The following is a 12281-nucleotide window of genomic DNA, read 5'->3' as shown; positions in this document are numbered from 1 at the left end:
CGGCCCATTCAATCGACTATCGGAGCAATCGAGCGAGATGGATTCCGTGAACGCGACCAGCCGCGAAGCCCAAGAATTCAGGAACTTGGAATCGAGCATTGCGTCGGCCACCGAAGGCGTCCTCGGCTTCCAGCAAACCGACGGCCATTGGGTGTTCGAGCTCGAGGCCGATTGCACGATTCCGGCCGAATACGTCCTGCTGCGTCATTATCTCGCCGAGCCGGTCGATGCCGTGCTCGAAGCCAAGATCGCCAGTTATCTTCGCCGCGTGCAGGGCGCCCATGGCGGCTGGCCGCTGGTGCATGACGGCGAGTTCGACATGAGCGCCAGCGTGAAGGCGTATTTCGCGCTGAAGATGATCGGGGATTCCATCGACGCGCCGCACATGGTGCGTGCGCGCGAGGCGATCCATTCCCGCGGCGGCGCCATTCACAGCAATGTCTTCACGCGCTTCATGCTCGCGATGTTTGGCGTCGTGACCTGGCGCGCGGTACCAGTGCTGCCGATCGAGATCGTGCTGCTGCCGTTCTGGTCGCCGTTCCACATCAACAAGATCTCCTACTGGGCGCGCACCACCATGGTGCCGCTGATGGTCATCGCCGCGCTGAAGCCACGGGCGAGGAATCCCAAGGGCGTCGGCATCGACGAGCTGTTCCTGCAGGATCCGCGCTCGATCGGCATGACCGCCAAGGCGCCGCACCAGAGCATGGCCTGGTTCGTGCTGTTCCGCGCGCTCGACGGCATTTTGCGCGTGGTCGAGCCGATGTTTCCCAAGAGCCTGCGCAAGCGCGCCATCGACGCGGCGCTCGCCTTCACCGAGGAGCGCCTGAACGGCGAGGACGGCATGGGCGCGATCTATCCGCCGATGGCCAACATCGTTATGATGTACGACGCACTCGGCAAGGACGAGAGTTATCCGCCGCGCGCGATCACGCGCCGGGGTATCGACAAGCTGCTCGTGATCAAGGACGACGAAGCCTATTGCCAGCCCTGCGTCTCGCCGGTGTGGGACACGACGCTGACGGCGCACGCGCTGCTCGAAGCCGGCGGCGACAAGGCGGTGCCGGCGGCCAAGCAGGGTCTCGACTGGCTGATCCCGAAGCAGGAGCTCGAGGTGAAGGGCGACTGGGCGGTGAAGCGGCCCGACGTACGCCCGGGCGGCTGGGCCTTCCAGTACAACAATGCCCATTATCCCGATCTCGACGACACCGCGGTGGTCGTGATGTCGATGGACCGGATGCGCCGGGAGCACGGTGCGGCCGGCTATGACGCCGCGATCGACCGTGCCCGGGAGTGGATCGAGGGCATGCAGAGCAACGACGGCGGCTGGGCTGCCTTCGACGTCAACAATCTCGAATATTATCTGAACAACATCCCGTTCTCCGACCATGGCGCGCTGCTCGATCCACCGACCGAGGACGTCACCGCCCGCTGCGTCTCGATGCTGGCCCAGCTCGGCGAGACCGCGGAGACCAGCAAGCATGTCGCGGACGGGATCGCCTACCTCCGCAAGACCCAGCACCCGGAAGGGTCGTGGTACGGCCGCTGGGGCATGAATTTCATCTATGGAACCTGGTCGGTGCTGTGCGCCCTCAACATGGCCGGCGTCCGCCATGACGACCCGATGATCCGGAAAGCCGCCGGCTGGCTGGCCTCGATCCAGAACCAGGATGGCGGCTGGGGCGAGGATGCCGTCAGCTACCGGCTGGACTACCGGGGCTGGGAGGCCGCTCCCTCGACCGCCTCGCAAACGGCATGGGCCTTGCTTGCCCTCATGGCTGCTGGCGAGGTTGATCACCCGGCCGTCGCCCGCGGGGTGGAGTACCTGATTGCAACACAGAACGAAAAAGGACTGTGGGACGAACAGCGGTACACCGCCACAGGCTTTCCCCGTGTATTCTATCTACGGTACCATGGTTATCCGAAGTTCTTCCCGCTGTGGGCGTTGGCGCGGTATCGGAACTTGCGGAACACCAACAGCAGGGTGGTAGGGGTCGGAATGTGACTTTGGGGACGGGGGACTATCTTACCGCGGGTCAAACCGTTGATCCGAGGCCGATATTGATCGTGACTGGACTGGTTCAGGAGGCCCGCATTGCGGCCGGGCCCGGAATGGCGGTCATTTGCTCGTCGAGCAGCCCCACCCAGTTGCGAGCGCTGTTGACGGTGCTGGATCCCGAGACGATTCGCGGTGTGATCTCCTTTGGCGTGGCCGGCGGGCTCGACCCGACGCTGCGCTCCGGCGACGTCGTGCTGGCGACCGAGGTGCTCGCGGGCGATACCCGCTGGGCCGCTGGCCTCTCGCTCGGCGACGACCTCATCGACCGCCTGACGTCCGGGCGCCGCCGCGTGGTGCGCGGCAGCCTCGCCGGTGCCGAGGAAGTGGTCACGGGGCGGTCCTGCAAGGCGGCGCTGCATTCGGAGACGGGAGCGGCCGCCGTCGACATGGAAAGCCACATTGCGGCCGCCTACGCCGCCGAGGCCGGCTTGCCGTTCGCCGCGGTCCGCGTCATCAGCGATCCCGCCCATCGCGCGCTGCCGGCGCTCGCCCGCGCCGCCATCAAGCCGAACGGCCAGATCGACGTGCTGGCCGTGCTGCGCGGCATCGCGCGCAACCCGACCGCGCTGCATGGACTGGTCTCGACCGGCCTCGACTTCAACCGCGCGCTGCGCTCACTTCGCGGCTGCCGCGACTTCCTGATCGGCACCGAGATCGTGGAGAGCGAGGCGCTGGTTTCAGAGGCGGCCTGAGCGGGTTCTATCGATCATTAAAAACAAAAGGCCCGGTCGCCATTGGCGATCGGGCCTTTTGTTTGATCTGCGTCACTCGGATGGAGCGGGGGCGCAATCGGGCCTTCAACGCGGAGGGACTGTCCCGGATTTCGCTTGCGCTCCATCCGGGCTACAGGGCGTCGCGCTTACGCGGCGGTTGACGCCTTACGAGCAGCCTTCTCCTGCGCGGCGGCTGCCTCGTCCTTGCGGATCTCCGACAGGCGCTTCTGCACTTCGGCGGAGAAGATGTACTGCGCCGGGCGCTGCTTGCTCATGTCGATCTCGGGGGCCATCGGACCCGTGGTCCTGACGCCGCGCAGCGACACCCACATCGCCTTCAGCGGGTTGTTGATAGCTGCGGTTGCCGCCGTCGGCTCGTAGCCGCAATGGGCCATGCAGTCGGCGCACTTCTCGTACTTGCCGGTGCCGTAGGTTTCCCAGTCGGTGGTGTCCATCAGCTCCTTGAAGGTTTTGGCGTAGCCTTCACCGAGCAGATAGCAGGGCTTCTGCCAGCCGAAGATATTGCGCGCGGGCATGCCCCAGGGCGTGCACTCGTATTCCTGGTTGCCGGCGAGGAAGTCGAGGAACAGGCCGGAATGCATGAAATTCCACTTCTTGCCCTTGCCCATCGCAAAGACGTCGCGGAACAGCTTCTTGGTCTTGGTGCGGTTGAGGAAGTGCTCCTGGTCCGGCGCACGCTCATAGGCATAGCCCGGCGACATCGAGACGCCGACACCGAGCTCGACGGTGAGGTCCAAGAACTTCGCGATCTCCTCGGCCGGATGGCCGTCGAAGATGGTGGCGTTGACGTTGACGGTGAAGCCGCGCGCCTTGGCCGCCTTGATCGCGGAGACGGCGCGGTCGAACACGCCCTTCTGCGACACGGCCTTGTCGTGGTGCTCCTTCAGGCCGTCGAGATGCACGGAGAAGAACAGATAGGGCGAGGGCTCGAACAGATCGAGCTTCTTCTCGAGCAACAATGCGTTGGTGCAGAGCGAGACGAACTTCTTGCGCGCCACGAGGCCGCGCACGATCTCGCCGATCTCCTTGTGGATCAGCGGCTCGCCGCCGGGAATGGCGACCATCGGCGCGCCACACTCGTCGGCCGCGTCCCAGCACTCCTGTGCGGTCATGCGGCGGTTGAGGATCGCATCCGGATAGTCGATCTTGCCGCAGCCGACGCAGGCGAGGTTGCAGCGGAACAGCGGCTCCAGCATCAGCACGAGCGGATAGCGCTTGCGGCCAAGCAGCTTCTGCTTGATCAAATAGCCGCCGATACGCATTTCCTTGAAGAAGGGGATAGCCATTACAAGTTTCTTTCTGGGCTTGAAATTCGGGTGGGTCAGCTCGCAGCCAGTTGGGCCGGAAGCCGGAATTCGATGTTTTCCTCGCGGCCCGGAAGCACCGAGACCTTGACCGGTCCGATCCGCCGCATCGCTTCGATCACGTCATCCACGAGTACCTCGGGCGCCGAAGCGCCGGCCGTGACGCCGACGATCCTGGCATCTTTCAACCACTCCGGATTGAGCGCGCTGCCGTCGGCAATCAGATAACTCGCGACACCGGCCTCAGTGCCGATTTCGCGGAGCCGGTTCGAATTCGAGCTATTGGCAGCGCCCACCACCAAGATCACGTCGACCAGCTTGCTCAAGTCCCTTACCGCAGATTGGCGGTTCTGTGTCGCATAGCAGATATCCCGGATATCCGGGCCTTGAATATCTGTAAAGCGGGCCTGCAGGGCCGAAATGATATCCTTTGTGTCATCCACCGACAGGGTGGTCTGGGTGATATAGGCCACTGGCGTATCCGCCGGCAGTTCAAGGGCCTTAACCTCTTCAACGCTTTGGACCAGCAGTACGGGGGCGGGAACCTGGCCCATCGTACCCTCGACCTCGGGGTGGCCGGCATGGCCGATCAGGATCAACGTGCGGCCCCTGGCGATGTAGCGCTTCCCCTGATTGTGAACCTTCGTGACCAGTGGGCAGGTGGCATTGAGCACCGGAAGGTCGCGCGCGGCCGCTTCTTCCTCGACGCTCCGGGCGACGCCATGAGCGCTGAAGACCGTCACGGCCTTGGGCGGCACCTCTGACAGTTCCTCGACGAAGATCGCGCCTTTGTTTTTCAGGCTCTCGACGACGTACTTGTTGTGCACGATCTCATGGCGCACGTAGACGGGCGGGCCGTACTTCTCCAGCGCCCGTTCCACGATCTCGATCGCACGCACCACCCCCGCGCAAAAGCCGCGCGGTTGCGCCAGATAAACTTCCATTGGACGCCCATCACGCAAGTTGCACCAATCCGCTCTCAAGTTCAGGGGATACCCTGCTACGAACCAATGAGTTGCAATATCCGCACCATCGGTTTCGCGCACGCGGTAGCCGCCCACCCTTGGCGGGGACCCCGGTGCATGGAGGCGCAGTACTTTGTGTCAAAAAATCGGCATTAAGGAAAGGTGGAATGAACTTTGGTTCCCTGCCGGATCAGTTTCGCGGTATTATAGTAGAGGGGGCCCGTGGCAGCAACGTGGCGACATTTTGTGCGCACGCTTCGTCACTTTCCCGCCTCAACTCCTCGGCTATACCCACGGCCCCGCATGATTTTGCCATGGTCTTCCGCCGTTTACCTCGAACCTTCTGACGGCGATAACCACTCAAAACAGCAATAGGTTTCGGCCGGGAACTCCGTTAAACAGCGGGCGTTTCCGGCAAGCTGTTAACCGCAGAAAGAAAAGTAGTGCTGCAAAGCGTCGTCGTTGCCATCGTCAGGGCCTGCACCCGGTTTGCCTCCCTCGTCGTCGTTCTCGGGCTCCTGCTGGCGGTGGGGGCGGGCTATTACACGTCCCAGCATTTCGCCATCAATACCGACATCAATTCGCTGATTGCCCAAAATCTGGACTGGCGCCAACGCGACCAGCAGTTCGATCGCGCCTTCGACCGGGATGCGACGATTACGGCGGTGGTGGAAGCCAAGACGCCGGAGATGGCGACCGCGGCGTCGGACGCGCTCTATGCCAAGCTGAAGGACAACAAGACCGACTTCCAGTCGATGCAGCAGCTCGGCACCGGCGAGTTCTTCGAAAAGAATGGCCTCTTGTTCCTGCCGACAGAGGAAGTCGCCAAGGTCACCGGCCAGTTCGAATCCGCAGCACCCCTGATCGAGATCATGGCGGGCGATCCCTCGATCCGCGGCCTGACCGGCGCGCTGGAAACAGGACTTGCCGGCGTCAAGCGCGGGCAGGTCAAGCTCGACAACACCGAACGGCCCTTCAATCAGATCGCGCAAACGGTCGAGACCGTGCTCAATAAGGGCAATGCGACCTTCTCCTGGCGCCAGCTCGTCAGTGACGAGCCGCTGACGGATTCGGACAAGCGCGCCTTCATCGAGTTCAAGCCGATCCTCGACTACAACGCGCTGGAGCCCGGCAAGGGCGCCACCGATGCGATCCGCAAGGCCGCAGCCGATCTGGATTTTGCCACCAAATACCAGGCGCGGGTCCGGCTGACCGGACCGGTCCCGATCGCCAACGAGGAATATGCAACCGTCCAGGAAGGCGCCGTCGTCAACGGCATCGGCACGGTCCTCGTCGTGCTGCTCATCCTGTGGCTGGCGCTGCATTCGGCGAAGATCATCTTCGCGGTGTTCGTCAATCTCTTCGTCGGTCTTGCGCTGACCACCGCCGCCGGCCTGATGATGGTGGGCTCGCTCAATTTGCTGTCGATCGCGTTCGCCGTGCTGTTCGTCGGCCTCGGCGTCGATTTCGGCATTCAGTACAGCGTCCGCTATCGCTCCGAGCGCTACAAGCACAACGATCTCTCGGGGGCGCTGATCCTGGCTGCCAAGCGCTCGGCCATTCCGTTGTCGCTGGCGGCAATGGCGACCGCGGCCGGTTTCCTCTGCTTCATCCCCACCGACTACAAGGGGATCGCCGAACTCGGACAGATCGCCGGCGTCGGCATGCTGGTCGCGTTCCTCACCAGCATCACCGTGCTGCCGGCGATGCTGAAGCTGTTGAACCCGCCCGGTGAGAAAGAGCCGGTCGGCTATGCCTTCCTGGCGCCGCTCGATCACTTCCTGGAGAAGCACCGCGTGCTGGTCGTCGGTGGCACGATGTTTCTGGCGGTCGCCGGCCTGCCGCTGCTCTATTTCATGAAGTTCGACTTCAACCCGATGAACCTGCGCAACCCGAAGGCAGAGTCGATCGCGACCTTCCTCGATTTGCGCAAGGATCCCAACACCGGCGCCAATGCCATCAACGTGATGACCACGTCGGAAGAGCAGGCAAGACAGGTGGAGGCAAAGCTGGAGAAGGTGCCGGAGGTGTTGCGCGTGATGTCGCTCAACAGCTTCGTTCCTGAAGACCAGCCGCCGAAGCTGAAGCTGCTCGCGCAGGGCGCCAAGGTGCTGAACCCCGCGCTCAATCCCGACCAGATCGACGCCGCGCCATCGGACAAGGAAAACGTCGATGCGCTGAAATCCTCGGTCGACAATCTGCGCCGGACCGCAGGCGATGCGAAGGGCCCGGGAGCGGTCGCCTCGCGTCGGCTCGCGGACGCGCTGGAAAAGCTCGCCAATGGCGACGAGGCCACGCGGAACAAGGCGCAGGACGTGTTCGTCGCGCCGATGAAGATCGTGTTCGACCAGCTCCGGAACGCGATGCAGGCCGAGCCGGTCACCCTGAAGTCATTGCCGGCAGATCTCGTCAGCGCCTGGAAGAGCAAGGACGGCATCATCCGCGTCGAGGCGCTGCCGAAGGGCGATCCCAACGACAACGACACGCTGCGCAAATTTGCGGCGGCAGTGCTCGTTGCCGAGCCGACCGCGATCGGCGGTCCGGTCTCGATCCTGAAATCCGGCGACACCGTGGTGAAGGCATTCATCCATGCCGGAATCTATGCGCTGCTGGTGATCGGCCTGTTGCTGTGGGTCACGCTGCGCCGGTTCGTCGACGTGCTGATGACGCTGGTGCCGCTGCTGGTGGCCGGCGCGGTCACGCTCGAGATCTGCGTGCTGATCGGCTTGCCGCTCAACTTCGCCAATATCGTCGCGTTCCCGCTGCTGCTCGGCGTCGGCGTGGCCTTCAAGATCTACTATGTCGTGGCCTGGCGCTCGGGCAGGACAAACCTGCTCCAGACCAGCCTGACGCGCGCGATCTTTTTTAGCGCGCTGACAACGGCGACCGCGTTCGGCAGCCTTTGGCTGTCGAGCCATCCCGGCACGTCCAGCATGGGCAAGCTGCTCGCGCTGTCGCTGGTGACGACGCTTGCCGCCGTGCTGCTGTTTCAGCCCGCCCTAATGGGCAAACCCCGCAATCTCAGGGAGTAGACAGATGTCGCCGACCTGGTCGGCGGCGCCCTTCTGACCGGGTTTGGCAGTGCCGGTGGCCTTCGGGGCTGCGGGCGCAGCCTGCGCCGCTGTAGCGCCCGTCGTTGCCGGGGCTTTCGGCGCCGCGCCGGTGGGCTTCGGCGCGCCCTTGGCCATGGCGTTGGCGGGGCTCAAGGGAATCGGGGGACTGACCCGGGTCCAGGTCTCGCCACCGCACAGGAACCCCATCACGCAGCCCTTGATCTCGAGCTGGTCGGTGCCAACCGGCGTGATGGTCGCGCTGTAGAGCTGGCCGTCCTTGGCGTTGTAGACCTGACCTTCCCATTGATCGGCGCCGGGCTTCTTCTTCATGTCGATCAGGGTCGCCATGCCCAGCGTGGGCCGGGTCTTTTTCGACGCGTCCGGATTGTTCTCGTCGCGGCCGCCGGGCTGTTTTTCCCAGGAAACCGCGCCCCACATGCTGCCATTGCATTGGGCGACACGAATGTTGGCGACGCCGTCGGCAACCCGCCAATCGCCGGTCGGATCGGCCGCGAGGGCCGGGTTGAGGCAGGTGTAACCGCCAGCCAGTATTAGTCCGGTGTAAAGGGCTAAACGCATGATAGTTCCTTGGCAGTGCAACATGGTCTAAAGCTCTGCTTGCGAAGATGGTCCGAAAAAGGGCAAAAGGCCGCACAGACCGTTTTCAGCGACGTTCCGTTTTCAGTTGACGAGACGGCCCTCAACCGAAGTATGTAGCGGATGCACAGCCCAAATCCAGACATGTCTCAGCTGTTCGCGGACCGCCAGGCCCAGCGCAGCGCCCTGCATAATCGGCATCTGAACGAGCAGTTCGTTCGGGTTCTGAAGACCATCGGCTACGATGTCGGCTTCCAGAAGGGGCAGGGACAGTACCTCTACGACCGCGACGGGGCGCGTTATCTCGACCTCTTGTCCGGTTTTGGCGTGTTTGCGATCGGGCGCAATCATCCTGTCATGCGCGAGGCGCTCAAGAGCGTGCTCGATGCCGACCTGCCCAACCTCGTCCAGTTTGACGTCTCGGTGCTTGCCGGCGTGCTTGCCGAGCGGCTTTTGAAATACGTTCCCTATCTCGACAAGGCGTTCTTCGCCAATTCCGGCGCCGAATGCGTCGAAGCCGCGATCAAGTTCGCCCGCGGCGCCACCGGCCGTCCGGGGATCGTCTATTGTGCCCACGGCTATCACGGCCTAACCTATGGCGCGCTGTCGCTCACGGGTGATTCGAACTTCCGCACCGGCTTCGAGCCGCTGCTGCCGGGCTGCACCTCGATCCCGTTCAACGATCTCGCCGCGCTCGAAAAGGCGCTGGCCTCACGCGAGGTGGCGGCCTTCGTCGTCGAGCCGATCCAGGGCAAGGGCGTCAACATGCCCACCGACGAGTTCCTGCCGGGTGCGGCTGCGCTCTGCAAGAAATACGGCACGCTGTTCGTCGCCGACGAGATCCAGACCGGCATGGGCCGCACCGGCCGCTTCCTCGCGGTCGAGCACTGGAATGTCGAGCCCGACATGGTGCTGCTGTCGAAGTCGCTGTCCGGCGGCCACGTGCCGGTCGGCGCGGTGCTGACGCGCAAGAGCATCTTCGACAAGATCTTCAACCAGATGGACCGTGCAGTCGTGCACGGCTCGACTTTCTCCAAGAACGACTTGGCGATGGCTGCGGGCATCGCCACGCTCGACATCATGGAGTCCGAGAAGCTGATCGAGTCCGCCGCCAAGCGCGGTGCCGAGCTGCGCCTCGCGCTCACGCGCATGGTGCCCGGCTACGAGCTGTTGAAAGAAGTCCGCGGCAAGGGTCTGATGATCGGCGTCGAGTTCGGTCCGCCGAAATCGCTGCGGCTGCGGGCGTCCTGGAACGTGCTGGAGGCGGCCAACAAGGGCCTGTTCTGCCAGCTCATCACCGTGCCGCTGTTCAAGGACCACAAGATCCTCACGCAAGTCGCGGGCCATGGCAGCCACACCATCAAGCTTCTGCCGCCGCTCACCATCACCGAGGAAGATTGCGGCTGGATCGAGCGCGCCTTCGACGACGTCATCGCCGGCAGCCACAAGGTCCCCGGCGCGATCTGGTCGCTCGGCAAGACGCTGGTGGACAACGCGGTGAGGCGATCGGCGTGACCTGATCCCTCAGGCCGCCTTGGGCTTGTTTACAGTCTCGATGCGGTCGAGAGCCTTGCCGAGATCGCGCTTGGCAATTTGGATATCGTAGTCATTCTGAAGATTGAGCCAAAGCTCGGCCGTGGTACCGAGGGCTTTGGCGAGTCGAAGTGCTGTGTCGGCGGTGACCCCAGTCTGTTCGCTCGCGATTCGCTCGATTCGCGTGCGGGGAAGGCCGCATGTCTTGGCGAGCGCACCTGCCGATATGTCTAGCGGAGCCAGAAATTCCTCCCGAAGAACCTCACCAGGATGCATGGGCTTTAGTTTTTTGGCCATCCTCGCGTCTCCTAGTGATAATCCACAATCTCGACCTCGGCGGCGCCCTTCGCTGTCCAGACGAAGCACACTCGGAACTGATCGTTGATCCTGATCGAGTGCTGTCCCTTGCGATCGCCCGCGAGGGCCTCAAGACGGTTGCCGGGCGGCGCCCTTAAGTCGCTGAGTTCGCTGGCTGCGTGCAGATAGCGCAATTTCCGACGCGCAACCTTCACCAGATCAGCCGGAAAGCCTTTAGGGCTTTCGCCGTCAAAGACCGCCTCAGTCGTCTTATCCCTGAAGGTCTTGATCACTCAGACAATGTATCACTACCTGATACACAATTCAAGGTCCCGCGTATCAACGAGGCCGCTACCCCTCGACATTCGCCTTCATCGCCGCCTCGAACTTGTCGACGAACTCGGCGAGCTCGTCGGCGCCGAGATCGCTGACGGCCCAGAAGTTCAGGCCGCGATTGCCCCAGCGCCGGCAGTTGAAGCCCTGCATGGTTTCGGTCTTGGGCGCGCGGTATTCCGCATTCGACGTCTGCGACACGAACAGATTGACCACGTGCTGCCGGCGTTTGTAGACGACCGCGCCGATGGCACGTGCGTCGATATAATCGAGCCTGCCGCCGACCAGCGTAAAGCCTTGTGCGGTGAGGTCGATCACGGGAGGGGCGACGTCGAGTTTGCCGTTGAACCACGGCTTCACCGTGTGCTGGTCGGTCGAGACCACGTCGATGAGGTGGCCGGCCTGGAGCGAGCGCAGATGCGCAGAGACGACCTCCGACAGGATGCGCTGCTGGTCGTCCTGGCGCAGCACCAATGCGACGACGCCGGAGGCGGCGAGCGCGGAGACTGCCGAGCCCATCGCAAAGCCGCGCAGCACGGCGCGGCGGCTCGGCTGTTGACGCTGCGGCTGCGGCAGCGAAGCCTCGATACGCGCACGCAGGCTCGCCGGTGCGGTGTAGCGCAAATCGGCCTCCGCGAGCACGCGCTGCATGTCGCGTTGGGCTGAAAGCTCCGCAGCGCAGGCCGGGCAGCTGGCGATATGGGCTTCGACCTCGCGCGCGTGGCCGGCATCGAGCTCGTTGTCGAGCAGCGCGTGAAGCAGGATCCTTGCTTCGTCGCAGGTCATCTTGCTTGCTCCTCATCCGCCGTCCAGGCCGCGCGCAGCATGGCGCGGGCGCGGGCGAGGCGGGACATCACGGTGCCGACGGGCACGCCGGCGGCCTCGGCGATTTCACGATAGGACAGGTTGTTGATCTCGCGCAGCACGAATGTTTCCTTGAACGGTTCGGCGAGGGCGTCGATCAGCTTGCGGATCGCGCCCGCATCTCGGCTGCGCAGCACTTCGGTTTCGGGACTGGTCTCGGTCTCCTGCCAGATCGGCGTCTGCTCGGCAGCGCCGGGCGTATCCTCGATCGCGCTGTGCCTGTGCGCGCGCCGTGCGTATTCGGCATTGCAGACGTTACGCAGGATCGCAAACAGCCAGGGCTTCATCGCCGGCCCGCGATAGCTGTCGAAATGCTTCAGCGCGCGCAGATAGCACTCCTGCACCGCGTCCTCGGCATCGGAGGCATCACGCAACAGATAGCGCGCGAGCGTGTAGACGTCGTCGAGATAGGGCAGCGCCGCCTCGCGGAAGCGTTGCGCCTTCTGCAAATCGTCGTTGGCGGGCATCGCTCCTCGCTTTGCCTCTTGTTCTGCTCGTTGCTTCGTGTCGTCGTTGCTCGTCTCGTCCCTGTTCGTTTCGTC

11 protein-coding genes are annotated in these 12281 nt (G+C 63.6%); 4 read left to right on the top strand and 7 right to left on the bottom strand.

The features are described 5' to 3' along the window. Positions 1–37 precede the first annotated feature (37 nt). Both shc and AC0L20_RS25500 read left to right on the top strand, forming a co-directional pair. Entirely contained in the window at positions 38–2005 is a 1968-nt protein-coding gene (gene shc, locus AC0L20_RS25505; RefSeq protein ID WP_473293509.1) for a squalene--hopene cyclase, read from the top strand. Continuing rightward, the gene (locus AC0L20_RS25500; protein ID WP_027516857.1) at positions 2002–2751 is read left to right on the top strand and encodes a phosphorylase; all 750 of its coding nucleotides are present in this window, start codon (positions 2002–2004) and stop codon (positions 2749–2751) included. The genes shc and AC0L20_RS25500 overlap by 4 nt, the downstream gene beginning before the upstream one ends. Before the next feature lie 167 nt (positions 2752–2918). Here AC0L20_RS25500 and hpnH read toward each other — a convergent pair whose 3' ends face one another. Both hpnH and ispH read right to left on the bottom strand, forming a co-directional pair. After that, the gene (gene hpnH, locus AC0L20_RS25495) at positions 2919–4079 is read right to left on the bottom strand and encodes an adenosyl-hopene transferase HpnH (protein WP_027569013.1); all 1161 of its coding nucleotides are present in this window, start codon (positions 4077–4079) and stop codon (positions 2919–2921) included. 35 nt (positions 4080–4114) lie between these two features. Beyond that, the gene (gene ispH, locus AC0L20_RS25490) at positions 4115–5041 is read right to left on the bottom strand and encodes a 4-hydroxy-3-methylbut-2-enyl diphosphate reductase (RefSeq protein WP_027516858.1); all 927 of its coding nucleotides are present in this window, start codon (positions 5039–5041) and stop codon (positions 4115–4117) included. Positions 5042–5505: 464 nt separating this feature from the next. Here ispH and hpnN point away from each other — a divergent pair, with 464 nt between their 5' ends. Continuing rightward, on the top strand, positions 5506–8094 hold the full coding sequence (gene hpnN, locus AC0L20_RS25485) for a hopanoid transporter HpnN (RefSeq protein ID WP_456765219.1): 2589 nt from the start codon (positions 5506–5508) through the stop codon (positions 8092–8094). On the opposite strand, the gene AC0L20_RS25480 is transcribed toward hpnN, so the two are convergent. Next, positions 8062–8694, bottom strand: coding sequence for a DUF2147 domain-containing protein (locus AC0L20_RS25480; protein WP_247426047.1), 633 nt, complete (start codon positions 8692–8694; stop codon positions 8062–8064). The genes hpnN and AC0L20_RS25480 overlap by 33 nt on opposite strands. 141 nt (positions 8695–8835) lie before the next feature. Between AC0L20_RS25480 and hpnO the strand changes: the two genes are divergently transcribed. After that, positions 8836–10227, top strand: a complete 1392-nt coding sequence (gene hpnO / locus AC0L20_RS25475; RefSeq protein WP_026233264.1) for an aminobacteriohopanetriol synthase HpnO — start codon at positions 8836–8838, stop codon at positions 10225–10227. Positions 10228–10236: 9 nt separating this feature from the next. Here hpnO and AC0L20_RS25470 read toward each other — a convergent pair whose 3' ends face one another. The 4 genes from AC0L20_RS25470 to AC0L20_RS25455 are packed head-to-tail and all read right to left on the bottom strand — an operon-like array spanning position 10237 to position 12206. Further along, on the bottom strand, positions 10237–10542 hold the full coding sequence (locus AC0L20_RS25470) for a HigA family addiction module antitoxin (RefSeq protein ID WP_456765218.1): 306 nt from the start codon (positions 10540–10542) through the stop codon (positions 10237–10239). Between the two features lie 11 nt (positions 10543–10553). After that, positions 10554–10835, bottom strand: a complete 282-nt coding sequence (locus AC0L20_RS25465; protein ID WP_473293505.1) for a type II toxin-antitoxin system RelE/ParE family toxin — start codon at positions 10833–10835, stop codon at positions 10554–10556. A gap of 58 nt (positions 10836–10893) precedes the next feature. Then, positions 10894–11661 carry an anti-sigma factor family protein gene (locus AC0L20_RS25460; RefSeq protein WP_473293503.1) on the bottom strand — a complete coding sequence of 256 codons (768 nt, stop codon included), beginning with the start codon at positions 11659–11661 and terminating at the stop codon, positions 10894–10896. Beyond that, positions 11658–12206, bottom strand: a complete 549-nt coding sequence (locus tag AC0L20_RS25455) for a sigma-70 family RNA polymerase sigma factor (protein WP_473293501.1) — start codon at positions 12204–12206, stop codon at positions 11658–11660. Before AC0L20_RS25455 ends, AC0L20_RS25460 begins: the two co-directional genes overlap by 4 nt. Positions 12207–12281 lie beyond the last annotated feature (75 nt).

This window comes from Bradyrhizobium sp. Kon58, assembly GCF_055807455.1.
Note: the sequence above shows the minus strand (reverse complement) of the source record. Positions and strands in the feature narration are given on the sequence as shown.